The 20,609-nt window shown below is 63.9% G+C and carries 16 protein-coding genes; 9 read left to right on the top strand and 7 right to left on the bottom strand.

Features of this window, described 5'->3' with window-relative positions; genetic code table 11:
* Positions 1 to 104: 104 nt before the first annotated feature.
* The 5 genes from NUH88_RS04580 (at position 105) to NUH88_RS04560 (ending at position 6,254) form a co-directional block, all read left to right on the top strand.
* On the top strand, positions 105 to 887 hold the full coding sequence (locus NUH88_RS04580) for a GntR family transcriptional regulator (protein ID WP_257770233.1): 783 nt from the start codon (positions 105 to 107) through the stop codon (positions 885 to 887).
* Between the two features lie 112 nt (positions 888 to 999).
* Positions 1,000 to 2,037, top strand: a complete 1,038-nt coding sequence (locus NUH88_RS04575; RefSeq protein WP_257770231.1) for a TRAP transporter substrate-binding protein — start codon at positions 1,000 to 1,002, stop codon at positions 2,035 to 2,037.
* Between the two features lie 40 nt (positions 2,038 to 2,077).
* The gene (locus NUH88_RS04570; protein WP_257770230.1) at positions 2,078 to 2,578 is read left to right on the top strand and encodes a TRAP transporter small permease; all 501 of its coding nucleotides are present in this window, start codon (positions 2,078 to 2,080) and stop codon (positions 2,576 to 2,578) included.
* A 24-nt stretch (positions 2,579 to 2,602) separates the two neighbouring features.
* A complete protein-coding gene (locus tag NUH88_RS04565) occupies positions 2,603 to 3,874 on the top strand; it encodes a TRAP transporter large permease (protein ID WP_257770229.1) in 1,272 nt (423 codons plus the stop codon).
* Positions 3,875 to 3,929: 55 nt separating this feature from the next.
* Positions 3,930 to 6,254: a DUF3604 domain-containing protein gene (locus NUH88_RS04560; RefSeq protein ID WP_257770228.1), complete on the top strand. Its 2,325-nt coding sequence runs from the start codon at positions 3,930 to 3,932 to the stop codon at positions 6,252 to 6,254.
* Here the strand turns inward: NUH88_RS04560 and NUH88_RS04555 are convergent, their stop codons facing one another.
* The 3 genes from NUH88_RS04555 to NUH88_RS04545 all read right to left on the bottom strand — a co-directional run bounded on the left by NUH88_RS04555 (position 6,255) and on the right by NUH88_RS04545 (position 8,645).
* Entirely contained in the window at positions 6,255 to 6,605 is a 351-nt protein-coding gene (locus tag NUH88_RS04555) for a DUF6614 family protein (protein WP_257770227.1), read from the bottom strand.
* Positions 6,606 to 6,716: 111 nt separating this feature from the next.
* On the bottom strand, positions 6,717 to 7,931 hold the full coding sequence (locus NUH88_RS04550; protein WP_257770226.1) for an NADP-dependent isocitrate dehydrogenase: 1,215 nt from the start codon (positions 7,929 to 7,931) through the stop codon (positions 6,717 to 6,719).
* A 129-nt stretch (positions 7,932 to 8,060) separates the two neighbouring features.
* Complete coding sequence (locus NUH88_RS04545) at positions 8,061 to 8,645, bottom strand: LOG family protein (protein WP_257770225.1); 585 nt, start codon at positions 8,643 to 8,645, stop codon at positions 8,061 to 8,063.
* A 122-nt stretch (positions 8,646 to 8,767) separates the two neighbouring features.
* Here NUH88_RS04545 and NUH88_RS04540 point away from each other — a divergent pair, with 122 nt between their 5' ends.
* Genes NUH88_RS04540 through NUH88_RS04530 form a run of 3 tightly spaced genes read left to right on the top strand, consistent with a single transcriptional unit; the run spans position 8,768 to position 11,545 of the window.
* Positions 8,768 to 9,919, top strand: a complete 1,152-nt coding sequence (locus tag NUH88_RS04540; RefSeq protein ID WP_257770224.1) for a LysM peptidoglycan-binding domain-containing protein — start codon at positions 8,768 to 8,770, stop codon at positions 9,917 to 9,919.
* A 32-nt stretch (positions 9,920 to 9,951) separates the two neighbouring features.
* Complete coding sequence (locus NUH88_RS04535) at positions 9,952 to 10,662, top strand: phosphatidylserine decarboxylase (protein WP_257770223.1); 711 nt, start codon at positions 9,952 to 9,954, stop codon at positions 10,660 to 10,662.
* A 37-nt stretch (positions 10,663 to 10,699) separates the two neighbouring features.
* Entirely contained in the window at positions 10,700 to 11,545 is an 846-nt protein-coding gene (locus NUH88_RS04530) for a CDP-alcohol phosphatidyltransferase family protein (protein WP_257770222.1), read from the top strand.
* A gap of 21 nt (positions 11,546 to 11,566) precedes the next feature.
* Here the strand turns inward: NUH88_RS04530 and NUH88_RS04525 are convergent, their stop codons facing one another.
* The 4 genes from NUH88_RS04525 to NUH88_RS04510 form a co-directional block, all read right to left on the bottom strand.
* Positions 11,567 to 12,289, bottom strand: a complete 723-nt coding sequence (locus tag NUH88_RS04525; protein ID WP_257770220.1) for a spermine/spermidine synthase domain-containing protein — start codon at positions 12,287 to 12,289, stop codon at positions 11,567 to 11,569.
* A 153-nt stretch (positions 12,290 to 12,442) separates the two neighbouring features.
* Positions 12,443 to 13,568 (bottom strand): peptide chain release factor 2 gene (gene prfB / locus NUH88_RS04520; protein WP_257770218.1). Its coding sequence is split into 2 segments (ribosomal slippage): positions 12,443 to 13,498 and positions 13,500 to 13,568, totalling 1,125 coding nucleotides; the frame shifts between segments, so codons are not numbered across the junction.
* Positions 13,569 to 13,612: 44 nt separating this feature from the next.
* Positions 13,613 to 16,054, bottom strand: coding sequence for a penicillin-binding protein 1A (locus tag NUH88_RS04515; protein WP_257770217.1), 2,442 nt, complete (start codon positions 16,052 to 16,054; stop codon positions 13,613 to 13,615).
* A gap of 133 nt (positions 16,055 to 16,187) precedes the next feature.
* Positions 16,188 to 17,462 (bottom strand): N-acetylmuramoyl-L-alanine amidase, encoded by a 1,275-nt coding sequence (locus tag NUH88_RS04510; RefSeq protein WP_257770216.1) that lies wholly within the window; start codon positions 17,460 to 17,462, stop codon positions 16,188 to 16,190.
* 544 nt (positions 17,463 to 18,006) lie between these two features.
* Between NUH88_RS04510 and NUH88_RS04505 the strand changes: the two genes are divergently transcribed.
* Complete coding sequence (locus tag NUH88_RS04505) at positions 18,007 to 20,595, top strand: Rne/Rng family ribonuclease (protein ID WP_257770215.1); 2,589 nt, start codon at positions 18,007 to 18,009, stop codon at positions 20,593 to 20,595.
* The last annotated feature ends 14 nt before the right edge of the window (positions 20,596 to 20,609 follow it).

Genomic DNA, 20,609 nt, shown 5'->3' with positions numbered 1-20,609 from the left:
TCCACATTCGCATCTACGGAATGCAAAGTCCTATATAGGACTTGACGGCATATTCATGCGGTTTTAGCGTTTCAGATGAAATTCCTAGATAGGATTATCAGGCAATGTCCGTCACCCGGCTCCGGCCCGTCAGCAGTTCCGCAAAGGCGAAGCACCGGCAGATCTCAGAAGAGATTCTGACCGCGATCGAGGCCGGACGCTGGCTGCCGGGCGAGCGATTGCCGTCGGAGGACCAGCTCGCGACGGAGACGGGCGCCAGTCTCGGCACTGTGCGGCGGTCCCTCCGGAGCCTCGTGCAGATGGGCGTGGTCGAGCGCCGGCACGGCAGTGGGACCTACGTCTCCGGGGCCCGTGCCCAGGAAGAGCAGCTGCGCCATTTCCGCTTCATGGCGGAAGGCGGGGAACAGCTCCTGCCGGTCTATTTCAAGATCCTTTCGATCGAGACCACGCGCGAGGCCGGGCCCTGGAGCCAGTTCTTTGGCCCCGAGGCGGAAAGTTACATCCACATCCAGCGGCTGGTGTCGGTCAACGAGGAGTTCGACGTCTTCAGCGAGGTCTACCTCCCGGAGGAACGGTTCGCCGAACTTGCCCGGATGAGCGAGACGACGCTGAACGGCGTTTCCTTCCGCGACATGCTTGCGGAAAGGTTCAACGCGCCGACCCTGAATACCCGCGAGACAATGGTTTGCCAGACCCTGCCGCCGCGCGTCACCCGCTGCCTCGATGTGCCGCCGGGACAGTTCGGCATGGTCTGGACCGTCTGCGGCATGAGCTATCGCGACGTGCCGATCACCTGGCAGCGGATCTTCGTGCCGCCGAGCGACCGCGTTTTGGAGATCGTTCCGGCGGCGACACGCGACCGTCCGGTCGTGCGCGAGATTACCTGATACGGCGGCGGCAGTCCTGCCGCAGCCGCCAAACAGAGTGGGCACTCAAGCCCATCGTTTCGGAATCCGCTTGGGAGGGCGGAAAACCATAAACGAACAGGAGTGCTTCACTATGACGTCACGTCTCAGTCTTCAACCGACCTTCACCCGCCGTGCGCTCCGGGGCCTGCGCTCCGCCGCGGCTGCCCTGATCGTCGGTGCCGTGGCCGCCGGATCCGCCGCGGCCGCCATGCCGGAAATGTCCCTGAAGTTCGGCCATCCTTATAACGAGAATCATCCGCTCGCCAAAGGCGCGCAGAAATTCGCCGACATCGTCGCCGAGAAGAGCGGCGGCAACATCAAGATCCAGGTTTTCCCGAACAGCACCATCGGCTCCTCGCGCGAGCTGGTGGAGTCGATCCAGATCGGCGTCGTGCAGTTCGCCCTTGTGCCGACCACGAACGTCGCGAGCTTCTATCCGCCGCTCGATATCTTCTATCTGCCGTTCCTTTTCCGCGACAGCGCGCATGCCTATGCGGTCTCCGACGGCGAGGTCGGCCAGAAGCTCTATGACGGACTGCTCGCCAAGACCGGTATCCGTACCATCGCCATGTATGAGAGCGGCTTCCGCACCATCACCACCGCCAAGACCAAGGTCGCGATGCCGGACGACATGAAGGGGATCAAGTTCCGCGTCGTGAACAACCCCCTGAACGTCGCCACCTTCAAGGCACTCGACGCCAATCCGACGCCGATGGCGCTTTCCGAGGTCTTCACCGGCCTGCAGCAGGGCACCGTCGACGGCCAGGACAATCCGGTCGGCAATGTGAAGGCCTTCGGCTTCGACAAGGTGCAGAAATTCATCACCCTGTCGCATCACCAGTGGGCCGGCATCATGTTCCTCGCCGACGACAAGATGTGGAAGGACCTGCCGGAGGAGGTGAAGACCCTCTTCAAGGAGGTCGCGATCGAGACCCAGAACTGGGAGCGCGCGGAGCTGAACGCGGTCGAGGGTCAGTACCTGAAGGAGATGGAAGCGGGCGGCATGACCGTCACCCGTCTCTCGCCCGAGCAGGCGGCGGCTTTCCAGAAGGCGATGGAGCCGGTCTGGACGGAATATCGCGGCAAGATCGGCGCCGAGCTGATCGACGCGGCGGTGAGCGCGAAATAAGCGCTCCCGATCTCGGCACCCACCGCCAGGGACACGGAAAATGTCTTTTCTCAGCAAGGTTCTCGATCTCTCGGAAACCGTCCTGGCGGTGGCGTGCAGCGCCGCCTTCGCCGCGATGTTCGTGCTCGGCATCGCGACGGTGGTCTTCCGCTTCGTCATCGAAAGCTCGCTCGCCTTCCCGGACGAGCTCATCCGCTACCTTTTCGTCTGGATGATCTTTCTCGGCTCGGCGGTCGCCTTCCGGCGCAACATGCATGCGGCGATCGGACTGGTGGTCTCGAGCCTGCCCACAGTCCTGCGGCGCGGGGCCCTAATCCTCTCCTCGCTGCTCAGCGGCGTGTTCTTCGCGATGCTCTTCTATTACGGCGTCGGACTGACGGTCCGGGTTCAGGAACAGATCTCGCCCGCGCTGGAGATCTCGATGTCCTGGGTCTACGGCGCCATCCCGGCCGGAATGGCCTTCCTCATCGTCTATGCCGCGGAGCTGATCCTGCGCCTGGCCACCGCGCCGGCGGACGAACTGCTCGCGGAAGGGCTCTAGGGCTCGCCGACCGGATGACATGACATGATCACCGCCGCCATCTTCGGATCCCTCTTTCTCTTCATGTTGCTGCGCGTGCCGATCGCGGTCGCGCTCGGCCTTTCCAGCGCCGTCGGGCTGCTGCTGAGCGACATCAATCTGGAGATCGCGGCGCAGCGCATGCTCTCCACCAACAATTCCTTCCCTTTGCTCGCCATTCCCTTCTTCATCCTCGCCGGCGAGATCATGTCGACCGGCGGCATGTCGCGGCGGCTGGTCACTTTCGCGGGATCCCTCGTCGGGCATCTGACGGGCGGGCTCGGCGCGGTCGCGATCCTCGGCTCGAGTTTCTTCGCCGCGCTGTCCGGCTCCAACGCGGCCACGGTCGCGGCCATCGGCGGCGTGATGAACGCCCCGATGGAGGAGAAGGGGTACCGGCCGCAATATACAGCTGCCACCATCGCCGCCGCGGGCGTCACCGGCATGATTATCCCGCCGAGCATCCTGCTGATCCTCTATGGGGTGGTGACTGGCGTTTCGATCGCCGACCTTTTTCTCGCGGGTTTGCTTCCCGGCATCGTCATCTGCATCAGCATGCTGGTGCTCAACTGGGCGCTGGTCCGCCGCGAGGGGATTCCGCGGACCGAGTTCCAGGGTGTTTCGGAAATCTGGCGCAGCTTCCGGGAGGCTTTCTGGCCCCTGCTGATGCCAGTCATCATCCTGTCCGGGATCTATGGCGGCGTCTTCACGCCGACCGAGGCGGCCATCGTCGCGGTGCTTTACGGCCTCATCGTCGGCATGGCCTACCGGGAGCTGACCTTCGCCGATCTGCTCCGGGCTTTCAGGCGCGCGGTGATCTCCTCCGCGGTTGTCATGTTCATCATGAACTGCGCCGGTGTCTTCGCCTGGCTGATCACCATCAACCAGATCCCGCAGAGCATCTCGGCATACCTCGCCGAGACGGCCGGCAACCCCGTTTTCTATCTGCTGCTGGTGAACATCTTCCTGCTGTTCGTCGGCTGTATCATGAACGCGGCTGCGGCGATCGTGATCTTCACCTCGATCCTTTATCCCGCCGCGATGAGTTTCGGCATCGATCCGGTGCTGTTCGGCATCGTGATGGCGGTTAATCTCAGCATCGGCACGGTGACCCCGCCGCTCGGCGTCGACCTTTTCATCGCCTCCGCGGTGACCAAGGTCTCGATCGAGCGCATCGTGGTGATGATCTGGCCCTACATTCTGGTGCTGATCGCCGACCTGCTGCTGATCACCTACGTGCCGCCGATCTCTACCTTCCTCGTCCAGATTTTCCGCTAGGCTTCGAGCCGAACCGCTCCGCCCCCGAGAGGGCCCAGAAACAAGAAGGCGTCCAATGACTGAGCAGACAAAAAACACCGGAACCCAGGACCGCCCGTGGGAGGACATGAACAGCGGCGTGATCCTCGCGCCGATCGCCGACAGCGATCTCGGCAGTGCCGCGATCACGCCGCGCGGAAACTTCGAGGCCGGTTCCTACGCCTCCTTCACGCTCGTCTATACCGCAGGCACCTTCGGCATCGACGATTCCGGCAGCTTGCGCGTCTGCTTCCGTTTCGCCTCCGACCAGGGCAATCCGCAATTCGACGATCCGAAAGGCGCGAATTACTGCACAGTCGAGGCTTCCAACGGCGCGGTGCTGCAGGTGCGCTGGGATCCGAAGGCGAATGTCCGGCCCTGGGACCGCACGCTCTGGATCAAGGTGGTGAAGGGGTTCCTGGAGAAAGGCGACACCATCACCATCCGCTTCGGCGTCACCGACCATGGCGGGCCGGGAATGCGGCTGCAGACCTTCTGCGAGAAAAGTTTCGAGTTCCGTGTGCTGGTGGACCCGATCGCGACCTTCAATTTCCAGACCCTTCCGGTGCAGCCGGAGATCGCGATCGTGCCCGGCAAGCCGGAAAGCTACTCCGCCGCCCTGCCGACCCTGCGCCGCCCGGGCGAGCGCTTCGATCTGAAGATCAAAGGCAACGACAAATGGGGCAATCCGTCGGACAAATGTTCCGGGACGTTCCATCTTGAAGCCGAGGGCGCCATAGAAGGGCTGCCGGCAACGGTCGAGATGACTGAAGGCTGCTTCACCACCACGGTCGCGGATCTTTGCGCGACCGCGCCCGGCCGGGTCTCCGTCGCTGTGAAAAACGCGGAAGGCGAGGTGGTCGCCCGCACGAATCCGCTGATCGTCGAGCAGACCGAGCTCGTGCATTACTGGGCCGACATGCATGGCCAGTCGGAGGAGACCATCGGCACCGGCAGCGCGCGGGACTATTTCGCCTTTGCGCGCGACAAGGCCTGGGTCGATGCCTGTGGCCATCAGGGCAACGATTTCCAGATCACCGACGAGTTCTGGGGGGAGCTGAACCGCATCACGGCCGAGTTCGACGAGCCGGGCCGCTTCGTCGCCATGCCGGGCTATGAATGGTCCGGCAACACCGCGCTCGGCGGCGACCGTAACGTCTTCTTTCCGAGCGAGGGACGGACCATCCGCCGGTCGTCACATGCGCTGATAGAGGATCGCAGCACCGCCCATACAGACTGTACGACGGCCGGAAAACTGTTCGAGGCGTTCCACGAACACGGGGAGCATGACGTCGTCTGCTACGCCCATTGCGGCGGCCGCTATGCCGACATCGCGGTTGCCCATGACGGCCGGTTCGAGAAGTCGGTCGAGGTGCATTCCTCCTGGGGCACCTTCGAGTGGCTGCTGGAGGATGCCTTTAGGCTCGGCTACCGGGTAGGCGTGGTCTGCAATTCCGACGGCCACAAGGGGCGGCCGGGGGCGAGTTATCCCGGCGCGGGCAAGTTCGGCGCGATCGGCGGGCTCACCTGCTTCAACACGGAAGAACTCAGCCGCGCGGCACTGCTCGACTGTATGCGCAAGCGCCGGCATTACGGGACCACGGGTGGCGACGGCGGACGCATGGTGATCCGGCTCGGCGCGCGTTTTGAAGGGGAGGGCGCACTATATCACGACGACCCGCTCATTATGGACAGTACGCCAAACCTCACCCACGAGGCGTCGATGGGCGATATCGTTCATCTGCCCCAGGGCGGAATGGAGCTCTCCGTCTCGGTCGACACAAACTCGCCGATCCTCCGGGTCGATATCTTCAACGGGCTCGATCTGGTCGAGACGGTGCGGCCCTACGCCGAGAACGATCTCGGATCCCGCATTCGGTTGCATTGGGAGGGCGCGGAATATCGCGGCCGTTTCCGCGAGGTGATCTGGGACGGGACGGCGCGGCTCACCGGAAATGCGGTTGAGCGCGCGGTGCCGGTCAATTTCCTCAACCGGGACAAGACACTCGATCATGTAAGCGGAACCGAACTGGCCTGGAAGGCTCTGACCACGGGCAATTTCGGAGGTGCGGATATTCACCTCGCGGAACGGGACGCAGGCAGTCTCGCCGTGGAGACGCCGCTCGTTTCAACCGAGGTGGAGATCGCGCGGATCGGCTGCGAGGACATGGTCTTCGACGCGTCCGGCGAGCTGCCGCGTTTCCTGAAACTTACGCGGCTTCCGGACACGAACCCGCACACGTCCTTCTCCTTCAGCCGGAAAATCGGGCTGAAACCGGAAGGCGACAACCCGATCTTCATCCGGGTCGAGCAGGAGGACGGCACGCGCGCCTGGACCAGCCCGATCTATGTATACCGCTGACTAGAACTTTTCCTCGCCGCGCTTGCGCTCCGGGTCGGGGAAGTCGCGGTAGAGCGTGAAGCGCACGTTCTGGACCTTCGAGTTCACGGCGTGATGGAAGCTCTCGACCGGCTCGCTGCGGCTCGAGACGTGGTTGAAGGCAGCGTCGAGCTGGGCCAGGTCGCGGGTCTCCAGCCACATATGGAACTCGGTGCCGTCATCGGGACCGAGTCCGAGCTTGCGGCGGGTGATGCGGGAGCCCTCGATCAGGCTCTGATCCTTCAGATAAGAGAAATAGCGCTGAACGGACTCGGCGAAGTCCATGTCCTTCACACCCGGCTTCAGGTCGCAATAGATGTGGTAGAAATCCATATTCTCATTCTCTCCTGTCGGCGCCGGTTTGCCCGGCTTTCATAAGGCTATCCGAAACGAAAACGGGCCGCCCGAAGGCGGCCCGCTCTGCATCCACAGTCAAACCGTGGCTCAGCTCATCGCCTTCTGCAGGTTCTCGTCCAGCTTGGACAGGAACTGCTGGGTGGTGAGCCAAGGCTGGTCCGGGCTGATCAGCAGCGCCAGATCCTTGGTCATGTCGCCGTCCTCGACGGTGTCGACGCAGACCTTTTCCAGGGTCTCGGCGAACTTCAGCACTTCCGGCGTCTCGTCGAACTTGGCGCGGTAGGAAAGGCCGCGGGTCCAGGCGAAGATCGAGGCGATCGGGTTGGTCGAGGTTTCCTTGCCCTGCTGGTGCTGGCGGTAGTGACGGGTGACGGTGCCGTGGGCGGCTTCCGCCTCGACCGTCTTCCCGTCCGGGGTCATCAGCACGGAGGTCATCAGGCCGAGCGAGCCGAAGCCCTGCGCCACGGTGTCGGACTGCACGTCGCCGTCATAGTTCTTACAGGCCCAGACGAAACCGCCGGACCACTTCATCGCGGCCGCGACCATGTCGTCGATCAGGCGGTGCTCGTAGATGATGCCTTTGGCTTCGAACTTGGACTTGAACTCATCGTCGAAGACTTCCTGGAACAGGTCCTTGAAGCGGCCGTCGTAGGCCTTGAGGATGGTGTTCTTGGTCGAGAGATAGACCGGCCAGCCGAGGTCGAGACCGTAGTTCATGCAGGCCCGGGCGAAACCGCGGATGGAATCGTCGAGGTTGTACATGGACATCGCCACGCCGCCGCCCGGGAAATCGAACACCTCGTGGGTGATCGGCTCGCCGCCGTCGGCCGGCTGGAAGGTCATGGTCAGCTTGCCCGGGCCCTTCACCACCATGTCGGTGGCGCGGTACTGGTCGCCGAAGGCGTGACGGCCGATGACGATCGGCTGGGTCCAGCCCGGCACCAGGCGCGGGACGTTGTTGCAGATGATCGGCTGGCGGAACACGGTGCCGCCGAGGATGTTGCGGATCGTGCCGTTCGGCGAGCGCCACATCTTCTTCAGGCCGAATTCCTCGACGCGGGCCTCGTCCGGCGTGATGGTCGCGCATTTGACGCCGACGCCGTATTCCTTGATCGCGTTCGCGGAGTCGATGGTGATCTGGTCATCCGTCTCATCGCGCTTCTGCATGCCGAGGTCGTAGTATTTGAGATCGACATCGAGGTACGGGAGGATGAGCTTGTCCTTGATCATCTCCCAGATGATCCGCGTCATCTCGTCACCGTCGAGCTCGACGATAGGATTCTTGACCTTGATCTTGGCCATCTTCCTGGCTCCTTTGTGGGTGGGATCTTGTGAGCAGCGGCGGCAAAATATCAGGTGGGCGCTGCAATGCAAGACGCGCGCGCGCCCAAGGTACCGGGCGCCGCCGGATGGTTAACCGATTTCAGGCGGTCAGACCCACTTGGATTCGACCTTGCCGTGGGTCACGGCGACGCCGGTCAGCAGCGGGAAGACGTCCTCGACACTCTCGGCGACCTGCAGGATGGTGCGGTTCTCGGGCCGCGCGAAACCGGTCGCGACCATGTGGTCGAACAGCGCGACCAGAGGGTCCCAAAAGCCGTTCACATTCACCACGACCACGGGCTTGCGCGACAGGCCGAGCTGGGTCCAGGTCACCACCTCGAAGGTCTCGTCCATGGTGCCGAGGCCGCCGGGCAGGATCACGAAGGCGTCCGACTTCTCGTACATGAGCCTTTTACGGTCATGCATGTTGTCCGTAATGATCAGCTCGTTCAGGCCCTGGTGACCGACCTCGTAGTCCTCCAGGAATTTCGGGATCACGCCCACGACGTCGGCCCCGGCGGCCAGTGCGGCGTCCGCCGTCAGTCCCATGAGGCCGACGCGTCCCCCGCCATAGACGAGGTTGTAGCCGCGCTCCCCGATCAGGGTTCCGAAACGCGTTGCGGCGGTGCGGTAGGTCTCGTCGACCTTGCCGGAGGAACCGCAGAAGACACAGATGGATTTTTTCTCGCTCATGGATCGTCTATCCCACCCCGTTTGAGTCCGGTCAAGCGGCTTAAAACGGCGGTGCGGCTCGCATTGCACCCGCGTTTGTAAGGGTTTATTGTCAGCCGAATGCGTGTAGGAGCCCCCAGATCATGTTGACGAAGCCGTACCTCATTGGCGCCGCCGGAGCCCTGGTGCTCGCAGTGGCGGGCGGGTTGCTCTACGTGACGTCCGAGGAGGACGTGCTGCCGGTCCCCGCCGAAACCGCGACGGTACCTGCGGAAACTCCTGCGCCCGCGCCGTCGAAGACCGTCGAGGCGCCGGCACCCGCGGCGGCGAGCACCGCGCCGGAGCCGAAAGCGGCGTCGGAAGGCGGCAGTGACAAGCCGGACCTCTCGCAGCCGAGCTTCGATGTGGTCCGTGTCGACCCCGAGGGCAACACGGTGATCGCCGGAAAGGCTCTGCCGAACGCAACCGTCCGGATCATGGACGGCGATCGGCAGATCGGAGAGGTGCAGGCGGATGACAAGGGCGACTGGGTCTTCCTGCCGGAAGAGAAACTTCCGTCCGGGAGCAGCGTTCTGACGCTGGAGACGCCGTCCGAGAGCGGCGAGGCGCCGAAGAAGTCCGGCAACGCGGTCGTCGTGGTCATTCCTGAGAAGGGCAAGGACATCGCAGGGCAACAGAGCCAGGCGCCGCAGAAGCCACTGGCCATGGTTGTGCCGCGCGAGGAAGCGCCGAGCGCACCGACAAAAGTCCTTCAGGTGCCGAAGGTTGCCAGCGCCGCACCGCCGTCGGAAGCTCCGAAGGCGCAGTCCTTTCCGGAGACACCGGCAGTGGACGCGTCCACTGCCGAAAGCGGTGTCTCGCTGGACGTGATCGACTATGACGACAAGGGCGAAGTCGTTTTCAGCGGCAAGACCGAGCCAGACACAGAAGTTCAAGTCTATGTCGACAACAAACTGGTCGCGCGGGCGACGTCGGACGCTGCGGGCAACTGGTCGGCCAAGCCGGAAACTAGGATCGAAGCGGGGACGCACCAGGTGCGGGTGGACAAGATCTCCAATGGCGGCAAGGTGCTGGCCCGGATCGAGCTGCCTTTCGTGCGCGCCGTCCCCTTCACGGGATTGCCGGAAGACTCGGTTGTCATTATACAGCCCGGCAACAATCTCTGGCGGATTGCCAGCCGGGTCTACGGTTCCGGCTTCCGCTATACGGAGATCTACCAGGCGAACAGCGATCAGATCCGCGATCCGGATCTGATCTATCCGGGGCAGGTCTTCGGGCTTCCGGCCGTCAATTGAGCCGCCTCTAAACCCATACGGACGGACATGACATGTTGAATCAGCAGGACGACGGCGTTCTGAAGGGCGTTCTGGTCCCGGTCGCGCGCGAGGGATATCCCTTCATCGCCGCCTTCGCGGTCCTGACGCTGCTGCTCTATGCGGTCTGGGAGCCGCTCGGCTTCGTTGGTATCGTGCTGACGCTTTGGTGCGTTTATTTCTTCCGCAACCCGGACCGGGTGACGCCGAGCCGCGAAGGACTCGTGATCACCCCGGCGGATGGGGTGGTGCAGATGATCGTCGACGCGCCGCCGCCGAAGCAGCTTGAGATGGGCGACGAGCCGATGTGCCGCGTTTCCATCTTCATGAACGTGTTCGACTGTCACGTGAACCGGATTCCGGTGGACGGCCAGGTCGCCAAGCTCGCCTACGTGCCGGGCAAGTTCGTCAATGCCGCCTTCGACAAGGCGAGCGAGGAGAACGAGCGCCAGCTGGTCTCCGTCGAGATGAAGGACGGCCGCAAAGTCGCCTTCGTGCAGATCGCCGGTTTGGTGGCGCGCCGTATCATCTGTTACCTTCAGGAAGGTCAGGCGGTGCAGGCTGGCGAGCGGTTCGGCCTGATCCGCTTCGGCAGCCGGGTCGACGTCTATCTGCCGCAGGGCGTCAATCCGCTGGTCGCGGTCGGTCAGCTCGCGGTGGCGGGCGAGACAGTGATCGCCGACCTGAATGCGAGCGAAGCGGCACGCAAGGGCGAGATCCGCTGAGGGCTTTCTGGTCCGGCAACGGGAAACGGATATCAGGATGATCAAGGGCAGACGGCGCCGGCTACCGGTGATCTCGATCAGCAAGCTGATCCCGAACATGATCACGGTCATGGCGCTCTGCGCCGGCCTATCGGGCGTGCGCTTCGCACTGAACGAGCAGTGGACGCTGGCGGTCGGTGCCATCGCGGTCGCCGCCATTCTCGACACCCTGGACGGCAGCATGGCGCGTCTGCTGAAAGGGCAGAGCAAGTTCGGCGCCGAGCTCGACTCGCTCGGCGATTTCATCAGCTTCGGCGTCTCTCCGGCGCTGATCCTCTTTCTCTGGTCGACCCAGGACCTGAAGAGCTTCGGTTGGATGGCCGCGCTCTTCTTCTCCACCTGCATGGCTCTGCGTCTCGCCCGGTTCAACACAAAGACCGACGATCCGACCCTGCCGCCCTTCACCTACCGTTTCTTTACCGGCGTGCCCGCGCCGGCCGCTGCCGGGCTCGGCCTGCTGCCGCTGATCCTCAGCTTCGAGGTCGATCTCGGCTTCCTGCACCAGCCGCATTTCCTCGCCGGCTGGCAGGTCGTGGTCGGCCTGCTGATGGTCTCGCAGATCCCGACCTACAGCTTCAAGGGCGCCCGGGTGCCGCAGAAGCTCGCCCTGCCGCTTCTGATCGTCATGGGCCTCTGCGTCGCCTGGCTGGTCAGCGCGCCCTGGCAGTTCTTCTCGGCGCTGCTGTTCTCCTATCTGGTGTCGCTGCCCTTCAGCTACCGGTCCTACCTGCGGCTGCAGCGGACGGTGGAAGTGGAAGAAGAGGGTGATGGCGAGCCGGAAGACGGCACGTCCGATGCTGACGGTAATGTCACGCCGTTCGGCAAGGCCAAGGGCGAAAACTGAGGTTCCCTAGTTCGCAGGTTTTCAGGCAGTCGTCGTGCGCGCCAAATAGACAGTCTGCGTAAAAGGCCGGTCCTGCAGCGGGTTGTGGAAGGTCACCGGCTCGGCCCAGGCTTTTGCGAACACACCTGAAAGCCGCTCTGTGAAGGCCTCGTCCGGCTCGTAGTCAGACCAGAGGCCGAAGATACCGCCGGGTTTCAGGTGCCTTGCCAGCTTCGCCAGGCCCTCGGCCCCGTAAAAGCTTTCGCTGCGCGCGTCGAGCAGGGCGTCGGGAGAATGGTCGATATCGACCAGGATGGCATCGAAGGTGCGGCCGGGAGCCTCGGGATCGAAGCCGCTCTCGCTGGCCGCGGCCGCAAAGAAATCTTCCTGCACCAAGCGGCAGCGCGGATCGTCCGCGAGTGCCGTGCCCATCGGCACGAGGCCGGTGCGGTGCCAGTCGATGACCGGCTGCAGATAGTCCACGACGAGAAGTGAGCCGACTTTGTCTTGCTCCAGTACGGCCTCCGCGGTGTAGCCAAGCCCGAGGCCGCCGACGAGAACCTCAAGCCCGTCACCATCCAGCGCCGCGAGACCGAGGCGGGCGAGGGCGACCTCGGAGGCGGTGAACAGGCTCGACATGAGGTGCTCGTCGCCGAGCATGATCTCGAACACGTCGACATCCAGCCGGAGCTCGCGGCGGCGCCGGAGGCTGACGGGGCCGATCGGGGTCGGCTGGTAGTCCAGTTCCTCGAAGAATGCGCTCATGGGATGATCCGCATCTTTATTGCCCCAAAAAGGTCGTCATTCCCGCGAAAGCGGGGACCCAGGGTCCCGGTCGCCGCCCTGCGTTCACTGGGTCCCCACTTGCGTGGGGATGACGGCGGGTATGCGAGGTTAAATGCAGGCGCCGGCGCCCGCTTACCCCGCAGCCGCGTCCTGTTCCCCGTCGCCCAGCTTCTGGGCCAGAGAGGCTTCCAGGAACTGGTCGATATCGCCGTCCAGAACCGCCTGGGTCGCGGAGGTCTCCACGTTGGTCCGCAGGTCTTTCACCATCTGATAGGGCTGCAGGACGTAGGAGCGGATCTGGTGGCCCCAGCCGATATCCGACTTGGTCGCCTCGACCGCGTTCGCCTCTTCCTCGCGGCGCTGCAGTTCCGCCTCGTAGAGACGCGCCTTCAGCATGTCCATCGCGGTGGCACGGTTGCGGTGCTGGGAGCGGTCGTTCTGGCACTGCACCACGATCCCGGTCGGGATATGGGTGATGCGCACCGCGCTGTCCGTCCGGTTGACGTGCTGACCACCGGCGCCGGAGGCGCGGTAGGTATCGACGCGCAGGTCCTTTTCCTCGATGACGATGTCGATGCTGTCGTCGATCACCGGATAGACCCAGATGCTGGAAAAGCTCGTATGGCGGCGTGCGGCGCTGTCATAGGGCGAGATCCGCACCAAACGGTGCACGCCGCTCTCGGTCTTCAGCCAGCCATAGGCGTTGTGGCCGTTGACCTTGATGGTCGCGGATTTGAGCCCGGCCTCTTCGCCGGCGCTCTCTTCCAGCCAGTCGACCTTGTAGCCGTGCGCGTCGCACCAGCGGGTATACATACGCAGCAGCATGGAGGCCCAGTCCTGCGCCTCTGTGCCGCCGGCGCCGGCATGCACTTCGAGATAGCAGTCGAAACCGTCGGCCTCTCCCGAGAGCAGGCTCTCGATCTGCCGCTTCTCGCAGATCTCCTTCAGGGAAAAGAGGGTCTGCTCGGCCTCGGCAACGACGTCGGCATCCTCTTCCATCTCGCCGAGTTCGATCAGTTCCAGCGCATCGGCCAGATCCTGTTCGAGCTGCTTGACGTCGTTAAGGCTCTTTTCGAGCTGGGTGCGCTCGCGCATCAGTTTCTGCGCGCGGTCGGCATCCTCCCAGAGGCTCTGGTCCTCGACGAGGGCGTTCAGTTCGGACAGGCGGACATGGGACGCATCCCAGTCAAAGATGCCTCCTCAGCAGCTCGATCGACTGCTTGATCTCTTCGGCGGTTGCGGTGATCTCGGCGCGCATGGCCGACGCACTCCTTGAACGGATTGGAAAATTCGTGGGCGCTCTTAATAAAGCCCGGAGCCGCGTCCCGCAACAGGCGCGGTATTGCCGGGACCCTGCGCATCCCAGCCTGCGGCATCGCCGCCGAAGACGATCTCGCTCTCGCCCGTCGGCTCGGTCCCTGCCTTGAAGGCCTCGACCATCACCTCCTTCTCGCCGGGTTGGGCCAGCGCGCCGGTGGCGATATTGATGCGAACATTGCGGACTCCCGGCGGAATCCGGAACGGGATCGAGGGCTCGTCGACCAGCGCCTGTTCCATGAACTTCTTGAAGATCGGCGCCGCGACGTTGGAGCCGGTATCGCGCGGCCCGAGCGTCTTCGGCTGGTCGAAGCCTACAAAGGCACCGACCGCGAGATCGGGTGTGAAGCCGACGAACCAGGTATCGACATTGTCGTTGGTGGTACCGGTCTTGCCGGCGAGCGGCTTGCCGATGGTCGAGATCCGCCGGCCGGTGCCGCGCTTCACCACGCCTTCAAGCATGCTGACCATCTGATAGGCCGAGGCCGGATCGGCGACGCGCTCGCGGGTGTCCGGCACCGACGGCACCGGCTCGCCGCGCCAGCGATGGGCGACGCAACCCGCGCAGTCTCGGGTATCGTGCTCGTAGATCGTATGGCCGTTGCGGTCCTGAACCCGGTCGATCAGGCTCGGTTCCACCCGCTTTCCGCCATTGACCAGCATGGAATAGGCGGTGGTCATCTTGAGCAGGGTGGTCTCGCCGGCGCCGAGCGACATGGAGAGATGTTTCGGCATGTCGTCATCGATGCCGAAGCGCCGGGCATAGTCGGTGACCAGATCCATGCCAATGGTCTGAGCGAGGCGCACCGTCATCAGGTTGCGCGACTTCTCGATGCCGAGCCGCATCGGGCTCGGGCCGTAGAATTTCTTCGTGTAGTTCGCCGGCTTCCACTTGCCGAGCCCCGGGCCCTGGTCGATCACGAAAGGTGCGTCGAGGATCCGCGTCGCCGGTGTGAAGCCGTTGTCGAGCGCTGCGAGATAGACGAAGGGCTTGAAGGAGGAGCCGGGCTGGCGCTCGGCCTGGGTTGCCCGGTTGAACTGGCTTTCCTTGAAGCTCCAGCCGCCGGATAGGGCCAGCACGCGGCCGGTATGCGGGTCCATCGCGACGATACCGCCGTCGACATCGGGGATCTGCCGGAGCGTATAGGTGTTTGCCGGGTAGGTCTTGCCGTCGTCGTCCTTCTCGACCGGTTCGACGAAGATCACGTCGCCGGGAGAAAGCACGTCGGAGGCTTTCTTGACGCTGGGGCCAAGCCGCTGTTTCTCGCGCCATTCCCGGGCCCATTTCAGTTCGGCCCGCGGGATCTCCCCGAAGGAGCCGTCCTCGAAGCCGATCTGGATGCGCTTGTCCTCGGCGATAAGGGCGAGAGCCTTGCGCCATTCCTTCGGAGCCGTGGTCGGAATCTTGAAGTCTGCGAGCGCGTCGCCCCAGCCGGCAACGATCTCGATCCGTCCGAGCGGGCCGCGCCAGCCGTGCCGGCGGTCATAGTAGATCAGGCCCCATTGCAGGGAGGCGTCGGCTATGCGCTGCAGCTTCGGATCGAGCGTGGTGCGAACCGAGAGGCCGCCCTCGTAGAGGCCGTCCTCGCCGAACCGGTCGACGAGCCAGCGCCGGACCTCCTCGGCGAAATAGTCCGCCTCCGCGACTTCGGTAACCGAGCGTTGGTGCACCACCAGCGGTTCGGCCTGCGCTTTCTCCACCTCTTCGGCGGTGATGAAGCCGTTTTCCTGCATCTGGGCGATTACCCAATTGCGGCGGGTGACGGCGGCGTCGTGCCTGCGCACCGGGTGGTAGTTGTTCGGTGCTTTCGGAAGGGCGGCCAGATAGGCCGCCTCCGCGATGGTGAGCTCGTCGAGGCTCTTGTCGAAATAGTTCAGCGCAGCGGCGGCCACGCCGTAGGAGCGCAGGCCGAGATAGATCTCATTCAAATAAAGCTCGAGGATCCGGTCCTTGCTGATCGCCCGTTCGATGCGGAGCGCGAGGATCGCTTCCTTTGCCTTGCGTTCGATCGAGACCTCGTTGGTCAGTAGGAAATTCTTCGCCACCTGTTGCGTGATCGTCGAGGCGCCGCGCGGACGGCGGTTCTGGGCGTAGTTCCTCACATTGTCGAGCATCGCCTTGGCGAGACCGAGGAAATCGATGCCCGGATGGCTGTAGAAATTCTTGTCCTCGGCGGAAAGGAAGGCCTTGATCACCCGGCGGGGCATTGCCTCGATCGGCACGAAGACACGGCGCTGACGGGCATATTCGCTGAGCAGGCGGCCGTCGCCGGCATGCACGCGGGTCATCACCGGCGGCTCGTAATCGGCGAGCTGCTTATAGTCCGGCAGACCGCGGCCGTAATGGTGCAGCCCCCATAGGACGCCACCGACGGCGATGAGGCCCACTAGCAGGACGGTCGAGAAGAGGATCAATACCCAGCGCATTGGCCGATGCGAAACTCCGGTTGCGCGGCGTGAGGGCCGCGGGACGCGCATACAGTATCATCAGCAGTGTGACATGATTGTGCGCAATGTCATGTGGTTCTTGGCGGGATAACGCCTGAACACGGGATGTTGTTCAGTTCGCGCGGGCCGCCGACTGCACGAGGTCGAAATAGCCGTCGATGGCCCGCCTGAGCGAGACGGAAACCTTGCGCAGATGCGCGGGGGAGCGCAGCAGCTTCTCGTCGTGATTGTTCGAGAGAAAGCCGAGCTCGATCAGCACCGAGGGAATGTCCGGCGCCTTGAGGACCGCGAATCCCGCGAAACGGTGTGCGGTCTTGAGCAGTTTGACCTCGCCGCGCATCTCCCGCACCAGCATGCCGGCGAAACGGGCGGAGTGGTTCATCGTCTCGCGTTGCGCAAGGTCGATCAGGATGCTGGTGACTTCCGGTGTCTCGGTGCCGAAATCCATGCCGGCGATAATGTCCGACTTGTTTTCGTTCTCGGCCAACAGGTTGGCTTCCTTATCGGACGCGGTCTCGGAGAGCGTATAGATCGAGGCACCCCGAAGCTTCCGGTTCGGGATCGAATCCGCATGCAGCGAGAGAAACAGGTCGGCCCCGGCACGGCGGGCGATGGCAATGCGTTCCCGTAGCCGCAGGAAGACGTCCCGGTCGCGGGTCAGGAGTACCTCGTAGCGTCCGGTGCTCTCGAGTTCCGCCTTCAGGATACGGGCGGCGTTCAGCACGATGTTCTTTTCGTAAATCCCGGAAACGCCGATAGCGCCCGGATCGACGCCGCCATGTCCCGCATCGATGGCGACCAGGATTTTCTCGTGCGCCTTGCGGGGCGGACGCGTCAACAGCGGGGGCGCAGCAGGTTTCGGTGCGGTAAGGCGGGGCTGGCGTTTTGCCTGGAAGGCGGCGACCGAACGCTGGGATTCCTCGATGAAAGCGGCACGGCTTGTCGGCTTCAGGTCGAGCACGATCCGAGGCCCGTAGCCCGCTTTTGCCGGCAGCCTGAAGGCGGAGGCGACGGAATAGGGAGACGCGGTGTCGATTACGACACGCGAGGTGCCCGGGCGGAACAGGCCAAAACGGAACCCCTTGATTGCTTTCGGATGTTTTGCGTCGAGACGTGCCCCGGGCGCGAAGCTGAGCTCCGGAAGGTCGATGACCACGCGATACGGATCGGCGAGGCTGAACACCGTGAAATCGACTGGCTGGGAAAGATCCATCACGAAGCGGATCTTGTCGGGGTGTTGGCCGATTCGGATGTCTTCGACGATACCGTCGATAGCGCTCGCCGGTGTCGTTGCGGAAAGCGCACCGATAAGGAGTGTCAGAAGGAGTGCAATCCGTTGAATCACGATCTGTCCCGGGTTGGCGGTCCGCCGCCGCTTCGCGGTCATGCCCCAATTCCCACTATTTTTACCGGCGGTTTGCGGTCAATGCAATAAAATCCCTCGAAATCAGCCAATTGCAGGAGGGTTTTTGAGCGTCACATGAATTTACTCGCAGGTGCAGGAAAACATTGTTCCGGGATTCCAAAGTGACTATGTTACGCGAGTGCTGGACCGTTGCGGTCCGCGCGAAATTTTTGCCTCACACATCTCGGAAACGCGAGTATGGGGCTTCCCTGACGGCGCGGGAATGCGCCTCTATTCTACACAACGGGACCTGTTCCGACCGTGAGACACACTCGTTCTAATCCGATCCATTCAGCGCGGCGCCGCCTCACGGCCCCGGCGGGGGATATCGGATACGGGGATTGTGGACTGGGCCGAACGGACACGGTTTCGATTACCGAACGGAAGCGCGATGTCGGAGTGAACGAAGCTCCGCAATGCGTTTCACCCCAACAGAACATGCCCGCGAACGCGGCGCCGAAACCGATCGGGAGTTTGAGTCCCGCGGTGCGGCGCGCGACCCGCGCGGCCCAGGAGCCAGCTTTTAATGTCCAAACGTATGCTGATAGATGCCACTCAGGAGGAAGAGACCCGGGTCGTCCTTCTGAGCGGCAATCGTGTCGAAGATTTCGACTTCGAGACAGAGTCGCGCAAGCAGCTTAAGGGAAACATCTACCTCGCCCGGGTGACCCGGGTAGAACCCTCGCTGCAGGCGGCCTTCGTTGAATATGGCGGGAACCGGCACGGTTTCCTCGCCTTCAGCGAAATCCATCCCGATTATTACCGGATCCCGGTTGAAGACCGCGAGGCGTTGCTCGCCGAAGAGCGGTCCGGCGACGCGGTTTCCGAAGACGCGCCGGAAGAGCCCGGCGAAGAGTCCGTTGCGGAACAGCCGGACGATGTCGAGGCGCCGGAAGCCGTCTCAGACGATGCCGACAGCGACGATGAGGAAGACGGCCCTCCGGCCCCGCCTCCCGAGAGCGTCGGCGGCGACGATACCGACGACAGCGACGACGACCGCCCGCGGAAGAACCTGCATCGCCGCTATAAGATCCAGGAGGTCATCACCCGGCGCCAGATCATGCTGGTGCAGGTCGTCAAGGAAGAGCGCGGCAACAAGGGCGCGGCGCTCACCACCTATCTTTCTCTCGCCGGCCGCTACTGCGTGCTGATGCCGAACACCGCGCGCGGCGGCGGTGTGTCCCGCAAGATCACCAACGTGGCCGACCGCAAGCGCCTGAAGCAGGTTGTGGAGGGGCTCGACGTGCCGGAAGGCATGGCGGTCATCGTCCGCACCGCGGGCAGCCAGCGCACCAAGACCGAGATCAAGCGCGACTATGAATATCTGCTCCGGCTCTGGAGCCAGATCCGCGAGAAGACGCTGACCTCGTCGGCGCCGTGCCTGATTTACGAGGAAGCCAATCTGATCAAGCGCTCGATCCGCGACCTCTATACGAGCGATATCGGCGAGGTGCTGGTCGAGGGCGAGGACGGTTACCGGGTCGCCAAGGACTTCATGCGCACGCTGGTGCCGAGCCATGCCAAGCGCGTGCAGCCTTACAAGGAGCAGACCGTTCCGCTGTTCCACCGCTACCAGATCGAGGGCCAGCTCGACGCGATCCACAATCCGGTCGTGCAGCTGAAATCCGGCGGCTATCTGGTGATGAACCAGACCGAGGCGCTGGTCGCGATCGACGTCAACTCCGGCCGCGCGACGCGCGAGCGTAATATCGAGGAGACGGCGCTCAAGACCAACCTCGAGGCGGCCGACGAGGTCGCGCGCCAGCTCCGGCTGCGCGACATGGCCGGTCTCGTGGTCATCGACTTCATCGACATGGACGAGCCACGCAACCAGCATGCCGTCGAACGTCGCATGAAAGAGGCGATGAAGAACGACCGGGCGCGGATCCAGCTTGGGCGGATCAGCCATTTCGGGCTGATGGAACTGTCGCGTCAGCGCCTGCGTCCGAGCGTCTTCGAGGCTTCGACCCAAGTCTGCTCCCAGTGTAGCGGCAGCGGCCGGGTGCGCTCGACCGACTCGACGGCATTGCACGTGCTGCGCGCCGTCGAGGAAGAGGGCATTAAGCAGAAGGCAAAGGAAATCGCCGTTTTCGTGCCGTCCGATGTCGGGTTCTACATCCTGAACAAGAAACGCGACGCGCTCGCGGCGATCGAGGAGCGTTATGGCTTCAAGGTCTTCCTCGAAGCCGACGAGAGCCTCATTCCGCCGGACATGCGGATCGAGCGCATGATACCGAAACCGGCCAGCGAACGGCTCGACCTCGCGGCCCCGATCGTCTCGGCGCCGCGCGTCGAGGAAGACGAGGACGAGGCCGGCGAGGAACGCGATGACGAGCGCCGCTCCCGCCGTTCCCGCCGCCGCCGTCGCCGTGGCGGCGACAAGCGTGCGGCCGAGCAGCAGGATCAGGGCGAGAGCGTCTCCGAGGAAGCGGAAGCCGAAGAAGGTTCGGCTGCGGCCGATGGCGCGTCCTCCGGTGGAGACGACGATGAAGGTGGCCGCAAGCGCCGCCGCCGTGGCAAGCGTGGCGGCCGGCGGCGGTCCCGGCGCGGCGGCGAGGAGACCGTGGCGCAGGAAGGCGCCGAAGGTGCCGAGCAGCCCGCCGAGGATGCCGTAGCGAGCGAAACGGTGCCGGACGAGCAGCCCGCAGCCGAGATAGCTCCGGAAGCGGAGGCCGCTCCGGCCGACGGGCAGCCCGAAGAGACCGCAGAGGAAGCGCCGAAGCCGAAGCGCAAGCCGCGGAGCCGCCGCAAGAAGACCGCCGAAGCCGAAGGCGAGGCGCCGGCCGTGGCGGATGCCGAGGTTAAGGAGGCCGACGCAACTGGCGAGGAGGCTCCGGCCGCCGAAGAGGCGCCGGCGCCGAAACCGCGCCGCCGCAGCCGGGCGAAGAAGGCCGCGGAGCCTGAAGTGGCAGTCGAAGAGGCCGCACCTGCACCCGCTCAGGAAGCGCCCGAGGAGGTTTCCTCCGAGAGCGGCGCCGACAAGGTCGAGGAAAAGGCCGCGACCGAGAGCAAGCCGCAACCGGATGACGGCAGCACGGTGGTCAATGTCGGCGACGATGGCGGCGAAAGTAAGCCGCGGCGCGGTGGCTGGTGGAACCGGCTGATCCCGTCCTGATCGGTAACGAAAAC

This window comes from Nisaea acidiphila (assembly GCF_024662015.1).
GTDB classification, from domain to species: Bacteria; Pseudomonadota; Alphaproteobacteria; order Thalassobaculales; family Thalassobaculaceae; genus Nisaea; species Nisaea acidiphila.
This window is presented reverse-complemented; position numbering and strand designations above follow the sequence as displayed.

Coding starts and splice junctions, on each gene's coding strand:
- NUH88_RS04580 (WP_257770233.1), top strand. CDS start 105: ATGTCCGTCACCCGGCTCCGGCCCGTCAGCAGTTCCGCAAAGGCGAAG.
- NUH88_RS04575 (WP_257770231.1), top strand. CDS start 1,000: ATGACGTCACGTCTCAGTCTTCAACCGACCTTCACCCGCCGTGCGCTC.
- NUH88_RS04570 (WP_257770230.1), top strand. CDS start 2,078: ATGTCTTTTCTCAGCAAGGTTCTCGATCTCTCGGAAACCGTCCTGGCG.
- NUH88_RS04565 (WP_257770229.1), top strand. CDS start 2,603: ATGATCACCGCCGCCATCTTCGGATCCCTCTTTCTCTTCATGTTGCTG.
- NUH88_RS04560 (WP_257770228.1), top strand. CDS start 3,930: ATGACTGAGCAGACAAAAAACACCGGAACCCAGGACCGCCCGTGGGAG.
- NUH88_RS04555 (WP_257770227.1), bottom strand. CDS start 6,605: ATGGATTTCTACCACATCTATTGCGACCTGAAGCCGGGTGTGAAGGAC.
- NUH88_RS04550 (WP_257770226.1), bottom strand. CDS start 7,931: ATGGCCAAGATCAAGGTCAAGAATCCTATCGTCGAGCTCGACGGTGAC.
- NUH88_RS04545 (WP_257770225.1), bottom strand. CDS start 8,645: ATGAGCGAGAAAAAATCCATCTGTGTCTTCTGCGGTTCCTCCGGCAAG.
- NUH88_RS04540 (WP_257770224.1), top strand. CDS start 8,768: ATGTTGACGAAGCCGTACCTCATTGGCGCCGCCGGAGCCCTGGTGCTC.
- NUH88_RS04535 (WP_257770223.1), top strand. CDS start 9,952: ATGTTGAATCAGCAGGACGACGGCGTTCTGAAGGGCGTTCTGGTCCCG.
- NUH88_RS04530 (WP_257770222.1), top strand. CDS start 10,700: ATGATCAAGGGCAGACGGCGCCGGCTACCGGTGATCTCGATCAGCAAG.
- NUH88_RS04525 (WP_257770220.1), bottom strand. CDS start 12,289: ATGAGCGCATTCTTCGAGGAACTGGACTACCAGCCGACCCCGATCGGC.
- NUH88_RS04515 (WP_257770217.1), bottom strand. CDS start 16,054: ATGCGCTGGGTATTGATCCTCTTCTCGACCGTCCTGCTAGTGGGCCTC.
- NUH88_RS04510 (WP_257770216.1), bottom strand. CDS start 17,462: ATGACCGCGAAGCGGCGGCGGACCGCCAACCCGGGACAGATCGTGATT.
- NUH88_RS04505 (WP_257770215.1), top strand. CDS start 18,007: ATGTCCAAACGTATGCTGATAGATGCCACTCAGGAGGAAGAGACCCGG.